Source organism: Massilia sp. BAP21 (genome assembly GCF_057801335.1).
The window spans coordinates 2,445,223-2,466,670 of the sequence record NZ_CM173596.1 but is presented as its reverse complement, the minus strand read 5'-3'; the positions used below and the strand labels follow the sequence as shown (position 1 = coordinate 2,466,670).

Below are 21,448 nucleotides of genomic sequence, written 5' to 3'. Positions count from 1 at the left end.
GCCACCATTCCAGGCTAGATCCAGCCCCGGTTGTACCCATCCGCCAGCGTCAAGTCCAGGCAATCCCAGATCCGCTCGGCCATCTCGTCGATCTCGGCCTTCGTCATCACCAGCGGCGGCGCCACGATCATCCGGTCGCCCACGGCGCGCATGATCACCCCGTTGTCGAACATGTGCCCGCGGCACAGCATCCCCACCCCCAGCTCGCGTGCAAAATGCTCGCAATCGTGCGGCCCGGTTCCCTTGCGCCGCACCAGGTTCAGCCCCGCCACCATGCCGCAACTCTCGGCATGCCCGACCAGCGGATGCGTGGCCAGTTCGGCAAACGCCGCCTTCAGATGCGGCCCGGTTTCCAGCGCCACCTTGTCCACCAGTTTTTCCTCGCGCAGGATGCGCAAATTTTCCAGCGCCGCCGCGCAGGCCACCGGGTGGCCGGAATAGGTGAAGCCGTGGTTGAAGTCGCCGCCCCGCTCGATCAGCGCCTGCGCCACCCGCTTGCCGACCAGAACGCCACCCAGCGGCACGTAGCCCGAGGTCACGCCCTTGGCAAAGCTGATCAGGTCCGGCCGCATGCCCATCAGCTCCGAGCCGAACATCGTGCCCAGGCGCCCGAAGCCGCAAATCACCTCGTCGGCGATCAGCAAAATGCCGTACTTGTCGCAGATGCGCTGCACTTCCGGCCAGTAGGTTTCCGGCGGAATGATGACGCCGCCTGCGCCCTGCACCGGCTCGCCGATGAAGGCGGCCACCCGTTCCGGCCCGCTGGCCAGGACCTGCTCTTCGAGCCAGCCGGCGGCGCGCAGCCCGAAGGCGTGCTCGCTCATGCCGTGGCCGCTCTCGGCATAATTCGGCTGGCCGATGTGCACGATGTCCGGGATCGGCAGCCCGCCCTGCGCATGCATGCCGGCCATGCCGCCCAGCGAAGCCCCGGCCATGGTGCTGCCATGATAGGCGTTGTGGCGGCTGATGATGACAGTGCGGGCGGGCTGGCCCATCACGTCCCAATAGCGGCGCACCATGCGCACCACGGTGTCGTTGGCTTCCGAGCCCGAGCCGGTGAAGAACACGTGGCTGAACTGCGGCGGCGCCAGGGCCACCAGCTCGGTGGCCAGCTCGACGGCCGGCACGTTGGTGGTGTTGAAGAAGCTGTTATAGAAAGGCAGGGTTTCCATCTGCTGGTACACAGCCTGGGAAATCGAGGTGCGGCCATAGCCCACGTTCACGCACCAGAGGCCCGACATGCCGTCTATCAATTGCTTGCCTTCGGAATCCCACAGGTACACGCCCTGCCCGCGCACGATCACGCGTGCGCCGCGACTTCGCAGCGCCGCGTGGTCGGTGAACGGGTGCAGGAAATGCGCCGCGTCGCGTTGCTGGATGGCGCGCGTGTCGAAGGTTTCCACGTCCGGCAGGCGCGTGGAGCTCAAGCTGGCGGCAAGCACCGCCGTGTCGTCGGTTGCCATGATGGCACCTCGTTGTTGTTGAAAATCCCTGTTTTGGTTTTCAGACGTGCAGCAGCAGGTGTTCGCGCTCCCATGGGCTGATGACGGTCATGAACTCCTGGTGCTCGAGTTCCTTGATCGCCGAATACACGTCGATGAAACGTTCGCCCAGCACTTCGCGCAATGCCGCTTCGCCGCGCAGCAGGTTCAGGGCTTCCGGCAAGCCTTGCGGCAGCTCGACCGGCATGTTGTAGGCACTGCCCTCGACGATTGGCGACGGCTCGGTGCCATCGATCATGCCGAGGTAGCCGCAGGCCAGCGTGACGGCCAGCGCCAGATAAGGGTTGGCGTCGGCGCCGATGATGCGGTTTTCCACGCGGCGGTCCTGCGAACCCGACACCGGTACGCGGAAGCCGACGGTGCGGTTGTCGATGCCCCATTGCAGATTGATCGGCGCGGCCGTGTGGCGCACGATGCGGCGGTAGGAGTTCACGTAGGGCGCCACCACCGCCATCGCCGACGGCATGTAGCGCTGCAGGCCGCCAATGTACTGGTGGAACAGTCTGGAAGCGGAACCATCCTCGTTGCTGAAGATGTTGCGGCCGGTGTTTACGTCGACCACGCTCTGGTGCACGTGCATGGCCGAGCCCGGCTCTCCGGCCATCGGCTTGGCCATGAAGGTGGCGTACATGTCGTGCTTCAGCGCCGCTTCGCGCAGGGTGCGCTTGAAGTAGAACACCTTGTCGGCCAGGCCCAGCGGATCGCCGTGCTGGAAATTGATTTCCATTTGGCCCGCGCCGATCTCATGGATCAGGGTGTCGACGTCGAGGTTCATCATGTCGCAGTAATCGTAGATGTCCTCGAACAGCGGGTCGAACTCGTTGACGGCGTCGATGCTGTAGACCTGGCGGCTGGTTTCCGAGCGCCCGCTGCGGCCGATCGGGGCCGTCAATGGCAGGTCGGGGTCGATGTTCTTGGCGGTGAGATAGAACTCGAGTTCCGGCGCGACCAGCGGCTTCCAGCCCTTCTTCTCATACAGTTTCAGCACGCGGCGCAGTACCGAGCGCGGCGCGAAGTCGACCAGCTCGCCGCTGGCAAAGTAACAGTCGTGGATCACCTGCGCGGTGGGGTCGACCGCCCACGGCACCATGGTGATGGTGGTCGGGTCGGCCTTCAGGATCATGTCGCGGTCGGTGGACGAGATCGCCTTGTCGTAGGCGGCGTCGTGGGTCGGCGAATTCCCGGTGACGGTCATGCCGAGCACGGCTTCCGGCAGGCGCATGCCGCGCTCTTCGGTAAATTTCACGCGCGGCAGGATCTTGCCACGGGCAACGCCGGTCAGGTCGGGGACCAGGCATTCGATTTCGGTGACGCGCTTGGCATTGAGCCAGTCGTCCATGTCGGTGTAGCTAAAATTCTCGCGGATTGCCATGTTTGCCTCATTGTTCGCTTCGGTTCGCAGGCGCGCAAAGGCACGCCGGCACGTAGGTGCTGGAGAGAACGAGGCAAGCTAGGGAACGGCGCGCGCCGCCCACTTTTCCCAGGCGGTCATAGGCGTCCCTGTTTCCTGGCGCGGTAATCGCGGCAAGCCTGGCCGAAGGCGCCGAACATCTTCATGGAATACGGATTGTGGGTGATGCGCCATTCCGGGTGCCACTGCACCGCCAGCGTGAAGCCGGGCGCGGCGCCGACCGAGAATGCTTCGACCAGTCCGTCCTCGGCAGTGGCTTCGACCACCAGGCCGGGCGCCAGTTCATTGACGCCCTGCCCGTGCAGGGAATTGACGGGAATCTCGTCGGCGCCGAGCACGCCGTGCAGGAAGCCGCCCGGCACGATGCTGACTTTATGGGCATCGCCGTACTGTTCGTCCATGCCGAGTTCGGCGTTTTCGCGGTGGTCGAACTTGCCGGGCACGGTTTGCACCGCCTGGTGCAGGCTGCCGCCAAGGGCCACGTTCATCTCCTGGAAACCGCGGCAGATCGCGATGATCGGAATGCCGCGCCCCACGGCTGCGCGGATCAGCGGCAGCGTGGTTTCGTCGCGCGCCGGGTCTTGCGGCAGCGACGGGTCGAGCACGTCCTCGGAGTAATAGCTGGGGTGCACGTTGGAGGCCGAACCGGTGAGCATGATCCCGTCGCACAGTTGCAGCATGGTTTCCAGGTCGAGCGCCGGCCCGAGCGAGGGCAGGATCATGGGAGCGCAATCGGCTCCCAGGACGACGGCGTCGCAATACTTGTGCTGGGCAGCGTGATACGGGTGTTCGCCGAAGTCACGCGTGCATGCTGGAACGATAACGATGGGGCGCATGGTGTCTACCTTGTCGTGAGCGCACGAAGACCATCATACGAGCAATCTGGTCCAGGCGCGAGTGGCCGTTAATCCAGATCAAACACCGTGCGCTTTGCGCGCGCAGGCAGCGCCGATCTGCTAGTAAAACGCGATTTCCATAGCAAAATCTTAACGTTAACCGAAGACCGGTGCCAACACGATCCGGCAGCCGCGGTTGGCGCCTGCCTTCTGCCGGACCTGTCGAAAAATCTTACAGCTGAGCTAGTACGGCCCACCCTGGAAAGTATAAGTGATTGAAAGAAATGACTATTTCCTTTCAGGCATAGTAATTGCTTTAATTGAAATCAAGTCGATTCACTCATTCAACCAGAACAAGGATCCATGTCCATGCTGAAAAAGATCATTGCTACCGCCGTCCTCGCCCTTGGTTTTGCTTCCGCAGCCCAGGCAACCTACCTGCCGGCTTACGTGACGACGGACAATCCGTACGACCTCACCCTGAAGATCGCCGAAAAGGAAGGCTACGAGATCGAATCGGCCAGGCTCTACCTGAGCTTTGCCGACCCGTTGAACCTGGCCTTGACCACCCGGGAAACCATTACCGTCAAGCTCGACAATATCTTCGTAGACACCATCAAGAATGTGAGCCACTACGTTACCTACGGGTTCGATGTCATGCCGTCGATGCTGGAAGATCACAAGCTGAACCTCTCGGTTTCGCTCGGCTGCACCCGCGGCATCTTCTTCTGCTATGACCAGGACGTCTGGCTGAAAAACGTGCACCTCGATATCAAGCACGTGCAGATTGCCACGCCCCCGACCACTCCGAACCCGCCGTCGGACGTTCCCGAGCCGGCTACCCTGCTGACCCTGGGCCTGGGCATGATGGGCCTGGCCGCGGCGCGCCGCCGCAAGTAATGACAGCCCGGCATTGCCGGGAGCGGAAACACGGAGAGCGCCCATGCGGCGCTCTTTTTCATGCTTGTCGGAAAACTTGACACCGCCTGCGCGTGGCCGGGCTCATGCGCCAGGAAATGTCAGGGTGAAAGTCATGCGCTTGCCATCCGCCTCGACCGCGGCCTCGCCGCCATGCAGCACCATGATGGCGCTGACGATCGACAATCCCAGGCCGGTGGAGCCTTCGGCATCGCTGCGCGCGGCGTCGGCCCGATAAAAGCGCTCGAACAGGTGCGCCAGGTGGGCCGGCGCAAGCGACGGGCCGGTATTCGTGATACTGATCACGGCCCGGTTGCCCTGTTCACGCGCGTGCAGGACGATGGTGCTGCCTGAGTCGGCATGCCGCACGGCATTCGACAGCACATTGGCCAGGGCCCGGCGCAACAAGGCGGCGTCGGCCAGCACCGTGGCATTGCCGGCACATTCCAGTGCCAGCGCGCGCTCCTGCGCCATGCCGTCGTAGAAGTCGGCCACCTTGCGCATCTCCTCCAGCGCCGCCAGCGGCTGGCGCTGCAGCCTTACCTCGTCCTGCTCGGCGCGCGCCAGGAACAGCATGCTGTCGATCATGCGCGCCAGCCGTTCCAGCTCTTCGATGTTGGATACGGTCAGGGCTTCGTAGTCGGCGACGCTGCGCGCCTGCGCCAGCATGACCTGGCTTTGCCCCAGCAAATTCGTTACCGGTGTGCGGAACTCGTGCGCCAGGTCGGCCGAAAAACCGGACAGGCGGACATAGCCTGCCTGCAACCGGTCGAGCATGGCATTGATGGCCTCGGCCAGCGGGCGCAGTTCCGACGGCGCGCTGCCGCTATCGAGGCGGCGCGCCAGCGTCCCCGGGCGCACCAGCGCAGCATGCTCGGCCATGGTGCGCAAGGGCCGCAGGCCGCGGCGCAGCATCAGGGCCGCCAGCAAGGCCGCGGCCAGCGCACTGACCGCCACCGCGCCGGCAATCTGGCGCCGGTATGCCGCGAACATGGCGTTGCGCTCGCCGTAGGCGCGCGCGACCACCACCGTCACCTCGCCCGCGTCCAGACGCGCGCTGCCGGCCACTACCCGGCCCGGGTCGCCGCCACGCGTGGTCCAGGCCGCGATTGCGGCAACGCCCGGCGCGGCGCCGGCGGCCGGCGGTACCGGATAGTGTTCGCCGAGGGCATTGATGTCGGCCAGCAGCCGGCCGTCGGCGGCCAGGATGCGCACCAGGGAATTTTCCTGGCCGCTCATTGTGTCGCGAAAGACATCCGGTTGCGCACGCAGCAGCTCGGCCGCGCCCGGACGTCCCAGCAGCATCTGCACCTGGCGCAGCTTGCCGAGCAGCTGGATATCGTCGCGCCGCACGATTTCCCCGGCAAAGGCGCGGTACAGGTAGACGCCCAGGCCGGACGCCGCCAGCGCCACGATCAGCGTGAACACCAGCGTCACGCGCAGGGTCAGCGAACCGCGTACTGCCCCGCTCACTGCGCCGCCCCGGTCTCGCACACATAGCCCATGCCGCGCCGTGTGTGGATCAGCTTGTCAGTGAAAGGATCGTCGATCTTGCGCCGCAGGCGGCGCACCGCCGCGTCGATGACGTTGGTATCGCTGTCGAAGTTCATGTCCCAGACCTGGGAGGCGATGAGCGAGCGCGACAACACCTGGCCCTGGCGCCGCGCCAGCAGGTGCAGCAGCGCGAACTCCTGGGCCGTGAGCGTGATCGCCTGCCCGCCGCGGCGCACACGGCGGCGCAGCACATCGATCTCCATGTCGCCGATGCGGATCAGTTCTTCTTCGCGTACCGGGCCGCGCCGCAACAGGGTGCGTATGCGCGCCAGCAACTCGACAAAGGCGAAGGGCTTGACCAGGTAGTCGTCGGCGCCCAGTTCCAGCCCGCGCACCCGGTCCTCGACCTCGTCGCGGGCGGTCAGGAACAACACCGGGATCTGTTCGGTCGCCGGATCGCCGCGCAAGGCTTCCAGCACTTGCCAGCCGTCCATGCGCGGCAGCATGACGTCGAGCACGACCAGGTCGATCTCTTCTTCGCGCGCGATGAACAGCCCGTCGCGGCCATTGCGCGCGAGATGCACGGTAAAGCCCGACTCGCCCAAGCCGCGCTGCAGGTAGTCGCCGGTCTTCGGCTCGTCTTCGATCACCAGGATGGCCATGGCATGCTCGGGCAAAAGCGCCATTCTATGCCGTTTGCACCGGGCCGAAGATGACAGGATTGTCATCTGGCGGTCAGCTGCGCGTTGCCTGGCGCCGGTTAAGGTGACGGCTGTCCCACTTATCCGAGAAACACCATGCGCTCATTCCTTGCCGTCCTGCTCGCCGTTTGCGCCTCCGCCACTGCCTCCTCCGCTTGCGCCCAGCTGCGCCAGCACGACGAGCTGACGCTGGCCGCCGCCAACCGGCTGGCCAGCGTCGCCGTCGACGCCTGCGGGCGCCAGGGACGCGCCATCGTGGTCAGCGTGCTTGACCGCGGCGGCAACCTGGTCGCCCTGCAGCGCGCCGACGGCGTCGGCCCGCACAACACCGAAGCGAGCCGGCGCAAGGCCTACACCGCCCTGTCGACGCGCAGCGCCACCCTCACCCTGGCGCGCAAGGCCGCCGCCGACCCGGATGCGCGCAACCTGGCCAGCCTGCCCGAGCTGTTGCTGCTGGGCGGCGGCCTGCCATTGATGGCAAAGGGCCAGCCGGTCGGCGCCATCGGCGTGGCCGGCGGTGGCGGCGCCGTCAACGACCATGCCTGCGCGCTTGCGGCACTGGCCGCCGTCCCGCAACTCGACCAACCCTGACCTCTCTTTAAAGGAAATATCATGCAAGCATTCCGCCCCCTGATCCTGGCTGGCGCCTTCTTCCTGGCTGCCGGTTCCGCCCTCGCCGCCCCCAACCCGCTGAGCGTGCACGTGCTCGACCTGCAAAGTGGCCAGCCAACCGCCGGCATCGGCGTGACGCTGGAGCAGCGCAGCGGCGAACAATGGCGCGAACTGGCGGCCGGCGTCACGAACGCGCAGGGACGGATCGCCGCCCTGTACCCGGAGGGCAAGCCGATCGCGGCCGGCGAATACCGCATCGTCTTCAAGACCGGCGAGCACTATGCACGCCAGGGCCAGGCCACTTTCTTTCCGCGCATTCCGGTCGAGTTCAAGGTGGAAAATACCACGCAGCACTACCATATTCCGCTGCTGCTGAGCCCCTTCGGCTACTCGACCTACCGCGGCAACTGACGCGTCCTGCCCAGGGTAGCGGAACCGGCAGTGTCGGAAAAAGGTCTACCATGAAGCATTGTTCACCGAACCGAGGACTTCATGCTGAACCTGAAAGACACCAGCCTGCTGCGCCAGCAGGCCTACATCGACGGCGCCTGGTGCAACGCCCTTGAAGGCGCCACGGTCGACGTCATCAATCCCGCCACCGGCGAGAAACTGGGCACCGTGCCGCACATGGGCGCCGGGGAAACCCGGCGCGCCATCGAGGCCGCGAACGCCGCCTGGCCGGCCTGGCGCAAGAAGACCGCACGCGAGCGCAGCCTGGTCCTGCGCAAGTGGAACGATTTGATGCTGGAGAATGCCGACGACCTGGCGCTTCTGATGACGGCCGAACAGGGCAAGCCCCTTACCGAATCGAAAGGCGAAGTCGCCTACGCCGCCTCCTTCTTCGAGTGGTTCGGCGAGGAAGCCAAGCGCGTGAATGGCGACACCCTGCAATCGCCCTGGCCGGACCGCCGCATCGTGGTGACGAAGGAACCGATCGGCGTGTGCGCCGCCATCACGCCTTGGAACTTCCCGGCGGCGATGATCACCCGCAAGGTGGCCCCGGCACTGGCCGCCGGCTGCCCCATCGTGCTGAAGCCCGCCGAACTGACGCCCTATTCTGCCCTGGCGCTGGCGGTGCTGGCCGAGCGCGCCGGCGTGCCGAAAGGCGTGTTCAGCGTCGTTACCGGCGACTCGAAAGCCATCGGCGGCGAAATGACGAGCAACCCGACAGTACGCAAGCTCAGCTTCACCGGCTCGACCGCCGTGGGCCGCCTACTGATGGAACAGTGCGCGCCGACCGTGAAGAAAATCTCGCTGGAACTGGGCGGGAATGCACCCTTCATCGTCTTCGACGATGCCGACATCGACGCCGCCGTGGAAGGCGCGATTGCCTCGAAATACAGGAATGCGGGCCAGACCTGCGTGTGCGCCAACCGCCTGTATGTGCAGGACGGCGTGTACGAGGAATTCGCACGCAAGCTGGTCGCCGCCGTCGAAAAACTGAAGGTGGGCAATGGCGTGGAAGACGGCGTGACCCAGGGTCCGCTGATCGAAGAAAAAGCCGTGGTGAAAGTCGAGCAGCACATTGCCGATGCGCTGTCGAAAGGCGCGCGCCTGATGTTGGGCGGCAAGCGGCATGCACTGGGCCACAGTTTCTTCCAGCCGACCGTGCTGGCCGATGTGACGCCGGAGATGATGGTGGCGCGCGAGGAAACCTTCGGCCCGCTGGCGCCGCTGTTCCGCTTCCAGACCGAAGAGGAAGTCGTGGCCATGGCCAACGACAGCGAATTCGGCCTGGCCTCGTATTTTTATTCGCGCGACATCGGGCGGGTGTGGCGCGTGGCCGAGGCGATCGAAAGCGGGATGGTAGGCGTGAACACCGGGCTGATCTCGACCGAGGTGGCGCCCTTCGGCGGCGTCAAGCAATCCGGCCTGGGGCGCGAAGGCTCGGCCTACGGGATCGAGGATTATCTCGTGGTGAAGTACATCTGCATGGGCGGCATGTGATGGCGCGCGACCCGCTGCGCGATGTGGCGGATGCGCCGTTGTTCATCGTGCCGCGGGTGCTGGAGGGCTTGCGGGGGTATCGGCCGGGGCTGGAGGGTCTGGCTGCCGCGGAGTTCGAGCATTTGCGCGGCCGCTTGCTGGAGGGGATCGAGGGGCATCCGACCAGGTTCTGGGTGTTGAAGCAGGTGCAGAAGTCGCGGGAAGCGGTGGAGGAAGAAGATGCCGAGGCACGTAAGCGATTCGGCAATGCGCTGAAGGAAATGCTCGCGATTATCGGTACAAGTGCTCCGTAGGGTGGGCACTCCGTGCCCACGCGGTTACGTGCTCATCACCTGGACACGTGCCTGCAGGTGTCGCTCGTAAGCTTTTGCATATGGCGCAACCGCTGCGCGATGCTTACCAGAACGCATCAGTACGACCGCGTGGGTCATTGAAGCTGGGGGCTTCAATGACGGGCCCACCCTACGCCCTTGCAAGGGCACGTAGTCGAGATCAGCCGACTGGAAAAGCGGATTACGCGTCCTTGTACTCGTCATACTTGCGCGCATCCCCGCGCACTTTGTCGGCGGGATACTTGGCACGATTCAGCACCATCTTCTCCTCCACCGCCGCCATCAAATCGACATCAAGCTTGTCAGCCAGCCGCACGAGATACACCAGCACATCGGCCATCTCATGCCGCACTTCACGCAACTTCGCTTCGCCCAGCTCCTCGGCCTGCCCCGTCTGCAGCCACTGGAAATGCTCCAGCAGCTCGGCCGCCTCCACGCTCAGCGCCGACGACAAATTCTTTGGCGTATGAAACTGGTCCCAGTCGCGCTCGTCGACGAAGACGCGGACCAGCTCGCGCAGCCGGGCGAGGTCACCGGGCGCGTCCGGCCCGGCGGAAGAACTCACAGTTCCTCGCCGCGGTCGCGGTAGCCGTCCAGCACCACTTCCAGCTTCGGCGCGATCTGGTCGTAGCTGCTGACCGTGATGCCGAGGTCGCGCAGCAGGCCGTCGTGCACGCCGTAGACCCAGCTGTGGATGGTCAGCGGCTGGCCGCGTTCCCAGGCGTCGCGCACGACGGTGGTCTGGGCCACGTTGATCACCTGCTCGGCGACGTTCAATTCGACCAGGCGGTTGATGGCCGACACGCCGCTGACGTTGCCCAGGTACTGGCCGTGCTTGTCGCGCACGTCGCGCACGTGGCCGAGCCAGTTGTCGGCCAGGCCGACGCGGGTATTGTTCAGTGCGGCGCCCACGCCCGAGCAGCCGTAGTGGCCGCAGAGGATGATGTGCTTCACCTTCAGCACGTCGACCGCGAATTGCAGCACGGTGAGGGCGTTCAGGTCCGAATGCGAAATGACGTTGGCGATGTTCCGGTGCACGAACAGTTCGCCCGGGGCCATGCCGAGCAGTTCGTTGGCGGGAACGCGGCTGTCGGAGCAGCCGATCCAGAGGTATTCAGGGGCTTGTTGCGAGGCCAGGTCCTTGAAGAAGCCCGGGTCTTGCTCGACCATCGAGGCCGCCCATTTACGGTTGCGTTCGAACAGGTCTTCCGCCGTCAGGCCGGTGGGGGTTTTTGCCATGTGGTTCTCCTTGCTGCGGGCGGCGCGGGGCAGCCCGTGATGTTCGGTGATTTTTCGTATTGTAAGCGCAGGGCGTCGAAGCGTGCACGGTGACGGAGGGTTCCGTAGATACCGTCTTACCCGTCAAGCCCTACATGCAAATTTTGGGTCGTAGGGCTTGCCGGAGTGGATGACACCAAAACACAGGTGTGCCAGCTTGCGCATAGCGGCTCCAATTGCGGCCATCGCGGTTTTACCTTTGGCGAGCAGTCGCTCATTCAGCGCCTTAATATGCGGATTACAGCGTGTTGCCACGACGGCAGGCATGTACAGCACTTTGCGTAAGTAAGCAGGGCCGGCTTTCGACATATGCGGCCGGCCACGTACCGAAGATCCTGACTCCCATACAACTGGCACGAGCCCCAGATAGGCTGCCAGCTGCTCGGCGCTCTCAAACGTTCGACCAGCAAATAACGTCGTCATATGGGTCGAAACACGAGGACCGACACCAGGTATCGTTTCGAGTAGTTCTTTCTTGTTGCGCAGGTCCGGGTCGTCATTGATGTGCTTGGCAATCATCTTTTCCAACCGCTTCAGTTCGGCCTGCAGAAAAGCGATTGATTCTGCAATAGAGGCGCTTACAGCTTCTGGTACCGAGCTAAAGTCGTTTGCTTCCTTGCGATTGCGTTCGCGCTGTAGATCGTCGGCGACTGCATCACGGCGCGCCAGCAGGGCTTTGAGGTGACGTGCTGACGGCGATGGTGGCTGCCATGGTGCAGGATTTTGGGCCATGCCGAAGCGAGCCAGCACCGCACTGTCTTGCTTATCGGTCTTGTTCTTCACCCCCAGTCCTTGCGCGAAAGCGCGCAGCTGAGCTGGATTAACCAGCGATACGACCAGTCCAGCATCGGCCAGGGCCAATGCAGCGGCTTCGTGATACATCCCTGTCGGCTCCATCACCACGTGTGGATTGGACGCCTTCTTTTCGTTCAGCCAGTCAAGCAACTCCACAAAGCCAGCAGCTGTATTTGGAATATTACTCTTCGACTTGAGCTTGCCGGTCTCGCTATCGAGCAGCATGCAGTCAAGGTTTTTCTTGGCAACGTCTACACCTAGATAAAACATAAATTCTCCTTGCGTCCTCGATCAACACACCCACTCTCCTTGTGCATACAGGGTCATTGCCCTTGGCTACCGTCCAGTGTTTGGCATGGTGTGGGAACGAGGTGAAGGGCTTGATCTACCTTCCAAGGTCGAGCCTTAAGGGTGGGCCCAAGCTGGTCTTCACCTCTGCTGGCAGTAGCTAACCACCAACTCGGTCAAGATACAAGGGTGGGCACTCCGTGCCCACGCGAAAGCGTGCGTGGTGATGGCAGATTTTCGAAGCGCGCTGGCGGCCCATGGTTAGCGTTTCGAGATGATCATTTGGACGCGTTTCGACCATCGTATGGTAGCGGGTGAACCCGGCCAACCATGTTCGTCGTTCCGCGTGGGCACGGAGTGCCCACCGTACGATATTCAACAGCCCGGCCGCAAACGACGCAGCGTTCATTCATCGAAAAAAAACCGCCGGGGACTCGCGTCTTCCGGCGGTTCATTTCAACTTCTTATTCGAAGAAGTCTTTTACTTTATCCATCCAGCCCTTGCTCTGCGGGCTGTGCTTGGAACCGCCCTCGACCGTCATGCGCTCGAATTCGCGCAGCAGGTCTTTCTGCTTGTCGGTCAGCTTCACCGGCGTCTCGACGATGACATGGCAGAACAGGTCGCCGTGGTAACCCGAGCGCACGCCCTTGATGCCCTTGCCTTTCAAGCGGAAGGTCTTGCCGGTCTGGGTACCTTCAGGCACCGTGAACGACACCTTGCCCGACAGGGTCGGCACTTCGATCTCGCCACCCAAGGCCGCCTTCGAGAACGAAATCGGCATCTCGCAGTGCAGGTCGTCGCCTTCGCGCTGGAACACCGCGTGCGGCTTGATGTGGATTTCCACGTACAAGTCGCCCGACGGACCGCCGTTCGTGCCCGGCTCGCCGTTGCCGGTCGAGCGGATGCGCATGCCGTTGTCGATACCGGCCGGGATCTTCACTTCCAGCGTCTTGTTGCGCTTGATGCGGCCGGCGCCCGAGCACGATGGGCAGGGTTCCGGAATCATCTTGCCGCTGCCGTGGCACTTCGGGCAGGTTTGCTGGATGCTGAAGAAGCCCTGCTGCATGCGTACCTGGCCGTGGCCGTGGCAGGTCGTGCAGGTGACCGGCTGGGTGCCTGGCTTGGCGCCGCTGCCGTGGCAGGTGTCGCACTTGTCCCAGCTCGGCACGCGGATGGTGGTGTCGAAGCCGTTGGCCGCCTGTTCCAGCGTGATCTCGAGGTTGTAGCGCAGGTCGGCGCCGCGGTACACCTGCGGGCCCGAGCTGCGGCCGCGTCCGCCGCCGCCGAAGATGTCGCCAAAGATGTCGCCGAAGGCATCGCCGAAACCGCCCGCGCCGCCGCCAAAGCCCCCGCCGCCCATGTTCGGGTCGACGCCGGCATGACCGTAACGGTCGTAGGCCTCGCGCTTCTCCGGATTGGTCAGCATCTCGTAGGCTTCCTTGACCTCCTTGAACTTCTCTTCCGCTTCCTTGTTGTCGGGATTGCGGTCAGGGTGGTACTTCATCGCCAGCTTGCGATACGACTTCTTGATCTCTTCTTCCGAAGCACCCTTTGCGACCCCAAGGATCTCGTAAAAATCACGCTTTGCCATTTGGCACCTTGCTGTTGTCTACTAATCGAAACTGTTTGAGCAAAAAAACCGAGCCGCGCACCCGGGGGCTACGTCGGCTCGGTTCGTTACGCGCTAAGGATTACTTCGCGTCTTTCACTTCCTTGAAGTCGGCATCGACCACGTCGTCGGCCTTGGCCGATGCGTCGGCGCCACCGGCCGCGCCTGCGCCGCCTTCAGCACCGCCAGCCTGCTGCGCCTGCATGTCGGCGTACATCTTTTCGCCGAGCTTCTGGGCAGCGGTCGACAGAGCGGCCGTCTTGGCTTCGATGTCAGCCTTGTCGCCCGACTTGATCGAACCTTCCAGGTCGGTGATCGCCGCTTCGATCTTTTCCTTCTCGCCGGCTTCCAGCTTGTCGCCGTATTCGGTCAGCGACTTGCGGGTCGAGTGCACCAGGGCGTCGGCCTGGTTGCGCGACTCGGCCAGTTCCTTGACCTTCTTGTCTTCCTCGGCGTTCAGCTCGGCGTCCTTCACCATCTTCTGGATTTCCTCTTCGGTCAGACCGGAGTTCGCCTTGATGGTGATCTTGTTTTCCTTGCCGGTGGCCTTGTCTTTCGCGCCGACGTGCAGGATGCCGTTGGCGTCGATGTCGAAGGTCACTTCGATCTGCGGGGTGCCGCGTGGTGCCGGCGGGATGCCTTCGAGGTTGAACTCGCCCAGACCTTTATTACCTGCAGCGATCTCGCGCTCACCCTGGTAGACCTTGATGGTCACGGCCGGCTGGTTGTCGTCGGCGGTCGAGAACACCTGCGAGAACTTGGTCGGGATCGTGGTGTTCTTGTGGATCATCTTGGTCATCACGCCGCCCAGGGTTTCGATACCCAGCGACAGCGGGGTCACGTCCAGCAGCAGCAAGTCCTTGCGCTCGCCCGACAGGACCGAACCTTGAATAGCGGCGCCAACGGCGACGGCTTCGTCCGGGTTCACGTCACGGCGTGGCTCCTTGCCGAAGAACTCCTTGACCTTTTCCATGACCTTCGGCATACGGGTCATGCCGCCGACCAGGATGATGTCGTCGATGTCCGAAACCTTGACGCCGGCATCCTTGATGGCGGTGCGGCATGGCTCGATGGTCTTGGCGATCAGTTCCTCGACCAGCGACTCCAGCTTGGCGCGGGTGATCTTCAGGTTCAGGTGGACCGGCGCGCCGTTCGCCATGGCGATGTACGGCTCGTTGATCTCGGTCTGTGCCGACGACGACAGCTCGATCTTCGCGCGCTCGGCCGAGGCCTTGATGCGCTGCAGGGCGATCGGGTCTTTCGACAGGTCGAGGCCGTTGATCTTCTTGAACTCGTCGATGATGTAGTCGATCACGCGCTGGTCGAAGTCTTCGCCGCCCAGGAAGGTGTCGCCGTTGGTCGACAGCACTTCGAACTGCTTCTCGCCGTCCACGTCCGCGATCTCGATGATCGACACGTCGAAGGTGCCGCCGCCGAGGTCATACACGGCGATCTTGCGGTCGCCCTTGTCGGTCTTGTCCAGGCCGAATGCCAGTGCGGCAGCGGTCGGCTCGTTGATGATGCGCTTGACGTCCAGGCCAGCGATGCGGCCGGCGTCCTTGGTTGCCTGGCGCTGCGAGTCGTTGAAGTAGGCCGGCACGGTGATGACGGCTTCGGTGACTTCTTCGCCGAGGTAGTCTTCGGCGGTCTTCTTCATCTTGCGCAGGACTTCAGCGGAAATCTGTGGTGGCGCCAGTTTCTTGTCGCGCACGCCGACCCATGCATCGCCGTTGTCGGCCTTGCTGATCTGGTAAGGCATCAGCGAGATGTCCTTCTGGACTTCTTTCTCGTCGAATTTACGGCCGATCAGGCGCTTCACCGCGAACAGGGTGTTCTTCGGGTTGGTGACAGCCTGGCGCTTGGCAGGTGCGCCGACGAGGATCTCGCCGTCTTCCTGGTAAGCGATGATCGACGGCGTGGTGCGCGCGCCTTCGGCGTTCTCGATCACCTTAGGCTGGCCGTTTTCCATGATCGCGACGCAGGAGTTGGTGGTCCCCAGGTCGATACCGATAATTTTGCCCATGATTTATTTTCCTTTGAATGCTGAAATGTTTTAATGCTTCGGATATGGGGAAATACCTGACTGCTTTCAAGGCCTCTTGCCAAGCAGCACAATACTTTTTCTTCTTACTTCGCTTGTGCTGCAGTGACGATGGCCGGACGCAGCAGGCGGTCGGCGATCATGTAGCCCTTTTGCAGAACCGTCACGACGGTATTTGCTTCCTGCTCGGCCGGCACCACGGCCACGGCCTGGTGCTTGTTCGGGTCGAGCTTTTCGCCCTGCGCCGGCATCACTTCGACCAGGCGGTTCTTTTCGAACGCGGCGGTCAACTGCTTGAGGGTCATTTCCACACCTTCGCGCATGGCTTCGACGGTCTGCGTTTCGACCTTCAGGGCCATTTCCAGGCTGTCGCGCACCGGCACCATGGCCTCGGCGAAGCTTTCGATGGCGAACTTGTGGGCCTTGCTGACATCTTCCTGGGCGCGGCGGCGGATGTTTTCACCGTCGGCCTTGGCGCGCATGAATGCATCGTGCATTTCAGCCAGCTTGGCTTCGGTCGCGCTCAGTTGCTCTTCGAGGGTCGGTTCGCTTTTCGCTGCGGTGGTGTCCGCGGCAGGTGCGGCCTCGGCCTCCGGCTGGGTATTCACCTCTGGATTTTCTTGGTCATGCATCGAAAAAACTCCTGAAATCAAGGACTTGGCTGAATGGTTGGACAAGTGCTGCTTGTCGTACAGCGCCGCATATGGGGCGATCTCCTACAATTTCAAGGGATATTGCGACTCTGTTAGCAGAATGACTGACAACATTTGTTACAACAGTTACCGATGAGGTGATTCTTTCCCGCGTTCAAGGTTCTAACATGCTCCTTAACACGCATTCGATGCGTGAACAGAACAAGAACCCAACGTGGGAGAGCAGCATGAGATTGCACTTGATCAGCAGCGCCGTCGTGGTCTACACCGCCCTTGCAACGGCGTGCATTTGCTACGCCGGGGTGTAAACCACGCCACAAAAACGTGCCATTTTAGCAGGTTGGAACAAATGGCCGGAAATGGCCGGGATTGGATACGGCGTGCCGGCGAACGTTGAACGCGTGGACGGGTGACCCGTCCACCCTACAGATTTGCGGATACAGGTAGGGTGGACGGGCTCCCCGTCCACGCGTCGATCGCTATTGCTGGATAAAACGCAACCGTGCCGCCCCTGATGGGTTACGCGCCCAAACGCAACGCGTGCTCGCGCGCCATCTCCGCATCGCGCCGCTCGGCCTCGCGCTGCGACGGACTCATCATGGTCGGCCAGCCGATCAAATGCTGCTCGGCGATCTCGGCCATGCCCACGATCCAGGTCGGCGCCTCGTTCAGGCAGGGGATGTAGTGGAACTCCTTGCCGCCAGCCGCCTCGAAGTCGTGCTTCACTTCCATCGAGATTTCTTCCAGCGTTTCCAGGCAGTCGCTGGTAAAGCCTGGACAGATGACGTCGACACGCTCGACGCCCTGGCGCGCCAGCTCGGCCACGGTCGGCGCCGTGTAGGGCTGCAGCCACTCGGCCTTGCCGAAGCGCGACTGGAAGGTCACGACATACTCGTCCGGCGCCAGGCGCAGGCGTGCGGCCAGCAGGCGCGCGGTCTTCTGGCACTCGCAGTAATACGGGTCGCCCAGTTCCAGCGTGCGCTTCGGCACGCCGTGGAAACTCATCACCAGCTTCTGGCCGCGGCCGTGCGCGTCCCAGTAGGCCAGCACGGTGTCGTGCAGGGCGTCGATGTAGCCGTCGTGATCGTGGTAATGCTTTACCAGGCGCAGTTCGGGGATATTCCGCACGTTTTTATAGTGGGCAAACACCGCATCCCAGATCGAGGCGGTCGTGGTGCCGGAATACTGCGGGTAGGCCGGCAGCACCGCGATGCGGTCGCAGCCATCCAGCTTCAGTTGATCCAGCACTTCCGGCAGCGAAGGCGAGCCGTAGCGCATCGCCATGCGCACCTGCACGCCTTCGTGGCCGCGCTGCTCGAGCGCGGCCTCCAACAGTTGCGCCTGCTTCTGGGTGTGCACCTTCAGCGGTGAACCGTCTTTCGTCCAGATCATTCCGTATTTCTTGGCCGAGGCGCCCGATCGGAACGGCAGGATGATCAGGTTGAGGATGAACGACCACACCAGGCGCGGGATCTCGACCACGCGCGGGTCCGATAAAAATTGCTTCAGGTAGCGCTTGACCGCGGACCGGGTGGGTGCGTCCGGCGTGCCGAGGTTGACGAGGACGATGGCGCTTTGGGCAATGCTGCCGTGGGTGTGGGGTGGTTCTTTTCGAAAGGGCATAAGGGAGACGGAAACGCGTGGTGCTCCATTATAGGTGGGTGCCGTCCCGCTTTCGAGAAGATATTCCTGATTGCGGCGATAGCCCAACAGTTGATCGAACCGATAGGCGCGGTCAATGGAAACGACAACGCCACCGCAGGAGGGTGGCGCTTTCGTGCTGGGGTGCTGGCGAACAGACGCTAGCGCCACTTGATGACGCTCAGGTCGTCACGTGCAGGCGCACATCGATGTTGTTGCGCGTCGCGTTCGAATACGGGCAAACGATGTGGGCCTTGTCGACCAGTTCCTGCAGCTGTCCCTGCTCCATGCCGGGGCCGTGGATCGTCAGGTCCGCTTCGATGCCGAAGCCGGTCGGAATCTGGCCGATGCCGACTTCGCCGGTCACGGTCAGGTCTTCCGGCAGTTTCACTTTCGCCTGGCCGGCGACGAATTTCAGCGCGCCGAGGAAGCAGGCCGAGTAGCCGGCAGCGAACAGTTGCTCCGGGTTGGTGCCGGTGGCGCCGTTGCCGCCCAGTTCCTTCGGCGTGGTCAGCTTCACGTCCAGCACGCCGTTGTCGCTGCGCGAGGTGCCTTCGCGGCCGCCCTGCGAGGTGGCCTTGGCGCGGTACAGGACTTTGTCGATGCTCATGCGATCCTCCGTGTGTGGTTGGGAGGGCAGATTGTGGCAGATGGGTGAAGTGGACAGCGCCCGGTAGAAGCGCTGCCACAGGTCTGCGAAGCATGATCTGGTGCGAAAGGTGTACCAGCGATGGTACCGGTGATACCTGTGAAAATGCCTCCGCCAGGTCAGGACGCCAGCAACTCCCGCGCATGCTTGCGCGTGGTCTCGGTAATCTCGATCCCGCCCAGCATGCGCGCCACTTCCTCCACGCGCGCCCGGTTGTTCAGCACCTCGATGCGCGAGACCGTGCGCCCTTCGCCGGTCGTGCCCTTGGCCACCTGGAAGTGCTGGTTGGCCTGGCTTGCCACCTGCGGCAAGTGGGTCACGCACAGCACTTGGCGTTGCTGGCCGAGGCGCTTGAGCAGGCGCCCCACCACTTCCGCCACGCCGCCGCCGATGCCGCTGTCGACCTCGTCGAAGATCAGGGTCGGCGTCACGGTCGCATTCGAGGTGATGACGGAAATGGCCAACGAGATACGCGCCAGTTCGCCGCCCGAGGCGACTTTCGCCAGCGGCCGCGGCGCCACACCGGCGTGGCCGGCCACCAGGAATTCCACCTGCTCCAGGCCATGCGCGCCCGGTTCCGACGGGTTCAGCGCCACGGCAAAACGCCCACCGCCCATGCTCAGTTCCTGCATCGCGAGCGTCACCTGTTCGCTCAGGGCTTTCGCGGTCGTCACGCGCCGCGCCGACAAGCGGTTCGCTACCTTCCTGTAGGCGCTTTCAGCTTTTTCTTCCTGGCGCTTCAAGCCATCGATGTCGGTGGCGTCGGCCAGCTGGCGCAGCTTGGCGGCGAGCGCCGCGTGTTCCTCGGGCAGTTCTTCCGGCGTGACGTGGTACTTGCGTGCGGCGCTGTGCAGGGCGTCCATGCGGGCGTCGACTTCGCGCAGGCGGGCCGGGTCGAGCTCGACCTTGTCGATGTAGTTGTTCAGCGCATACACCGCTTCCTGCAGCTGGATGCGCGCCGGTTCCATGCAGTCGAGCACGGCCTGCAGTTCGGCATCGACATCGACGAGTTTGCCCAGCTTGGTGTTCAGCGAGGACAGCTGCGACAGGATCGGGTGGTCCGATTCCGAGATCGCGGCCAGCGCTTCCTGCGCGCCGTCGAGCAGGCTGGCGGCGTGCGACAGGCGGCTGTGTTCGTTGGTGATCTCGGTCCACTCGCCCGGCTTCGGCGACAGCTTGTCGAGTTCGCTCACCTGCCATTCGAGGCGCTCGCGTTCGAGCAGCACGTTCTTGGCATTCGTTTCGTATTCCTCGCGCTGGCGCGACAGCGCACGCCAGGCACGCCAGGCGCTCGCCACTTCCTGGGCCTCGGCCACTGCGGCGGGGTCGCGCACGGCGATCTGGTTATCCAATAAAGCGCGCTGGGCGTCGGACTTCAACAGGCTCTGGTGCGCGTGCTGGCCGTGGATGTCGACCAGCATGTCGCCCAGTTCGCGCAGCTGGCCGGCGGTGGCGGCGATGCCGTTGATGTAGGCCTTCGAGCGGCCGGCGTTGTCGATCACGCGGCGCAGCAGTGCCCCGCCCTCTTCGCTGGCGAACTCGTGCTGCTCGAGCCAGCTTGCGGCCTGCGTGGTGAGGGCGAAGTCGGCCGTGATGTCGGCCCTGGCCGCGCCCTCGCGCACCATGCTCGCTTCGCCACGGCCGCCGAGCGCCAGTTGCAGCGCGTCGATCAGGATCGACTTGCCGGCCCCGGTTTCGCCGGTGAAGACCGAAAAGCCGTTGGCAAATTCGAGTTCGATCGCGTCGACGATGACGAAGTCGCGGATGGTCAGTGTGCGCAGCATGAAGAAACAGGTCTCCTGTCGGTTCTTTTACTTGAGTTTGCCGTCGTAGGACGGGTATTCGTGCCAGTGCAGCTTTTCGCGCAGGGTGTTGTAATAGCTCCAGCCTTCCGGGTGCAGGAAGGTGATGGTGTTCGGCGAGCGCGAGATGACGATTTCGTCGCCGTGCTGCAGGCTGGCGAAGGTCTGCATGTCGAAGTTCACGGAGATGTCGCGGCCACTGACGATGGTGACCACGATCTCGCTGGTGTCGGGCACGGCGATCGGCCGGTTCGACAGCGCGTGCGGCGCGATCGGCACCAGCACGATGCCTTGCAGGCTGGGGTGCAGCAGCGGACCGCCGGCCGACAGCGCATACGCCGTGGAACCGGTGGGCGTGGAGACGATCAGGCCGTCCGAACGCTGGTTGTACATGAACTGGCCGTCGACCGTCACGCGCAGCTCGGCCATGCCGGCGCCGCTGCCGCGCGCCACCACCACGTCGTTCACGGCCACGCCGCAAAACATCATTTGCCCGTCGCGCATCACGCGCCCCTCGAGCAGGCTGCGCTTCTCAGCGGTGGCCTTGCCCTGCAGGATTTCGCCGAGCGCCGGCAGCATGCGCTCGACCGGAATGTCGGTGATGAAGCCGAGGCGGCCGAGGTTGATGCCGATGAGGGCAACGTCGTACTTGGCCAGCTGGCGCGCGATGCCAAGCATGGTGCCGTCGCCGCCCATCACGATCACGAGGTCGGCCTGCTCGCCGATGGCGTTCACGTCCATCGCCTCGATGGCCGGCATGGCCAGGTAAGCCGCGGTATCGGCCTCGAACACCACGCGGTAGCCGGCCTCCTGCAAGAAGGCGAGGATGCGTTCGACGGGTTCTTCGATGCCGGCCGTGTTTTGCCGCACCACGAGCGCGATGAGTTGTTGCGCTTGATTTGTTTCTTGCTCAGGGGGCATGGGTCTCTCGGCAGTAG

20 protein-coding genes are annotated in these 21,448 nt (G+C 63.5%); 5 read left to right on the top strand and 15 right to left on the bottom strand.

Annotated elements, in window-relative coordinates; translation table 11 throughout:
* Nucleotides 1–14: 14 nt before the first annotated feature.
* The 3 genes from ACWYRN_RS10875 to ACWYRN_RS10865 all read right to left on the bottom strand — a co-directional run bounded on the left by ACWYRN_RS10875 (nucleotide 15) and on the right by ACWYRN_RS10865 (nucleotide 3,749).
* On the bottom strand, nucleotides 15–1,463 hold the full coding sequence (locus ACWYRN_RS10875) for an aspartate aminotransferase family protein (RefSeq protein ID WP_488692426.1): 1,449 nt from the start codon (nucleotides 1,461–1,463) through the stop codon (nucleotides 15–17).
* Nucleotides 1,464–1,503: 40 nt separating this feature from the next.
* Complete coding sequence (locus ACWYRN_RS10870) at nucleotides 1,504–2,874, bottom strand: glutamine synthetase family protein (RefSeq protein ID WP_488692425.1); 1,371 nt, start codon at nucleotides 2,872–2,874, stop codon at nucleotides 1,504–1,506.
* 116 nt (nucleotides 2,875–2,990) lie between these two features.
* On the bottom strand, nucleotides 2,991–3,749 hold the full coding sequence (locus tag ACWYRN_RS10865) for a gamma-glutamyl-gamma-aminobutyrate hydrolase family protein (protein ID WP_229439168.1): 759 nt from the start codon (nucleotides 3,747–3,749) through the stop codon (nucleotides 2,991–2,993).
* Between the two features lie 369 nt (nucleotides 3,750–4,118).
* Here ACWYRN_RS10865 and ACWYRN_RS10860 point away from each other — a divergent pair, with 369 nt between their 5' ends.
* On the top strand, nucleotides 4,119–4,649 hold the full coding sequence (locus ACWYRN_RS10860; RefSeq protein ID WP_488692424.1) for a PEP-CTERM sorting domain-containing protein: 531 nt from the start codon (nucleotides 4,119–4,121) through the stop codon (nucleotides 4,647–4,649).
* A 102-nt stretch (nucleotides 4,650–4,751) separates the two neighbouring features.
* On the opposite strand, the gene ACWYRN_RS10855 is transcribed toward ACWYRN_RS10860, so the two are convergent.
* Both ACWYRN_RS10855 and ACWYRN_RS10850 read right to left on the bottom strand, forming a co-directional pair.
* Complete coding sequence (locus ACWYRN_RS10855; RefSeq protein WP_488692423.1) at nucleotides 4,752–6,140, bottom strand: heavy metal sensor histidine kinase; 1,389 nt, start codon at nucleotides 6,138–6,140, stop codon at nucleotides 4,752–4,754.
* Nucleotides 6,137–6,823 (bottom strand): heavy metal response regulator transcription factor, encoded by a 687-nt coding sequence (locus ACWYRN_RS10850; RefSeq protein ID WP_488692805.1) that lies wholly within the window; start codon nucleotides 6,821–6,823, stop codon nucleotides 6,137–6,139. The genes ACWYRN_RS10855 and ACWYRN_RS10850 overlap by 4 nt, the downstream gene beginning before the upstream one ends.
* 135 nt (nucleotides 6,824–6,958) lie before the next feature.
* Here ACWYRN_RS10850 and ACWYRN_RS10845 point away from each other — a divergent pair, with 135 nt between their 5' ends.
* From ACWYRN_RS10845 to ACWYRN_RS10830, 4 genes are all read left to right on the top strand, one after another.
* Nucleotides 6,959–7,453, top strand: coding sequence for a GlcG/HbpS family heme-binding protein (locus ACWYRN_RS10845; protein ID WP_488692422.1), 495 nt, complete (start codon nucleotides 6,959–6,961; stop codon nucleotides 7,451–7,453).
* Nucleotides 7,454–7,474: 21 nt separating this feature from the next.
* A complete protein-coding gene (uraH, locus tag ACWYRN_RS10840; protein WP_488692421.1) occupies nucleotides 7,475–7,885 on the top strand; it encodes a hydroxyisourate hydrolase in 411 nt (136 codons plus the stop codon).
* An 81-nt stretch (nucleotides 7,886–7,966) separates the two neighbouring features.
* Entirely contained in the window at nucleotides 7,967–9,421 is a 1,455-nt protein-coding gene (gabD, locus tag ACWYRN_RS10835) for an NADP-dependent succinate-semialdehyde dehydrogenase (protein WP_488692420.1), read from the top strand.
* The gene (locus ACWYRN_RS10830; protein ID WP_488692419.1) at nucleotides 9,421–9,714 is read left to right on the top strand and encodes a DUF4844 domain-containing protein; all 294 of its coding nucleotides are present in this window, start codon (nucleotides 9,421–9,423) and stop codon (nucleotides 9,712–9,714) included. The genes gabD and ACWYRN_RS10830 overlap by 1 nt, the downstream gene beginning before the upstream one ends.
* Nucleotides 9,715–9,934: 220 nt before the next feature.
* Here ACWYRN_RS10830 and ACWYRN_RS10825 read toward each other — a convergent pair whose 3' ends face one another.
* The 10 genes from ACWYRN_RS10825 to ACWYRN_RS10780 form a co-directional block, all read right to left on the bottom strand.
* Nucleotides 9,935–10,318 (bottom strand): nucleotide pyrophosphohydrolase, encoded by a 384-nt coding sequence (locus tag ACWYRN_RS10825; RefSeq protein WP_488692418.1) that lies wholly within the window; start codon nucleotides 10,316–10,318, stop codon nucleotides 9,935–9,937.
* Nucleotides 10,315–10,992, bottom strand: a complete 678-nt coding sequence (can, locus tag ACWYRN_RS10820; protein ID WP_229439159.1) for a carbonate dehydratase — start codon at nucleotides 10,990–10,992, stop codon at nucleotides 10,315–10,317. Before can ends, ACWYRN_RS10825 begins: the two co-directional genes overlap by 4 nt.
* Nucleotides 10,993–11,115: 123 nt before the next feature.
* Nucleotides 11,116–12,096, bottom strand: coding sequence for an IS110 family RNA-guided transposase (locus tag ACWYRN_RS10815; protein ID WP_488688451.1), 981 nt, complete (start codon nucleotides 12,094–12,096; stop codon nucleotides 11,116–11,118).
* Between the two features lie 482 nt (nucleotides 12,097–12,578).
* The gene (gene dnaJ, locus ACWYRN_RS10810) at nucleotides 12,579–13,706 is read right to left on the bottom strand and encodes a molecular chaperone DnaJ (RefSeq protein WP_488692417.1); all 1,128 of its coding nucleotides are present in this window, start codon (nucleotides 13,704–13,706) and stop codon (nucleotides 12,579–12,581) included.
* Nucleotides 13,707–13,806: 100 nt separating this feature from the next.
* Nucleotides 13,807–15,747 (bottom strand): molecular chaperone DnaK, encoded by a 1,941-nt coding sequence (gene dnaK, locus ACWYRN_RS10805; protein ID WP_488692416.1) that lies wholly within the window; start codon nucleotides 15,745–15,747, stop codon nucleotides 13,807–13,809.
* Between the two features lie 104 nt (nucleotides 15,748–15,851).
* Complete coding sequence (gene grpE / locus ACWYRN_RS10800) at nucleotides 15,852–16,397, bottom strand: nucleotide exchange factor GrpE (protein WP_488692414.1); 546 nt, start codon at nucleotides 16,395–16,397, stop codon at nucleotides 15,852–15,854.
* Between the two features lie 540 nt (nucleotides 16,398–16,937).
* Nucleotides 16,938–18,041, bottom strand: a complete 1,104-nt coding sequence (gene hemH, locus ACWYRN_RS10795) for a ferrochelatase (protein WP_488692412.1) — start codon at nucleotides 18,039–18,041, stop codon at nucleotides 16,938–16,940.
* A 199-nt stretch (nucleotides 18,042–18,240) separates the two neighbouring features.
* Nucleotides 18,241–18,669, bottom strand: a complete 429-nt coding sequence (locus tag ACWYRN_RS10790; protein WP_229439154.1) for an organic hydroperoxide resistance protein — start codon at nucleotides 18,667–18,669, stop codon at nucleotides 18,241–18,243.
* 158 nt (nucleotides 18,670–18,827) lie between these two features.
* Complete coding sequence (recN, locus tag ACWYRN_RS10785) at nucleotides 18,828–20,492, bottom strand: DNA repair protein RecN (RefSeq protein WP_488692411.1); 1,665 nt, start codon at nucleotides 20,490–20,492, stop codon at nucleotides 18,828–18,830.
* A 27-nt stretch (nucleotides 20,493–20,519) separates the two neighbouring features.
* Entirely contained in the window at nucleotides 20,520–21,431 is a 912-nt protein-coding gene (locus ACWYRN_RS10780) for an NAD kinase (protein WP_229439151.1), read from the bottom strand.
* Nucleotides 21,432–21,448: the final 17 nt, after the last annotated feature.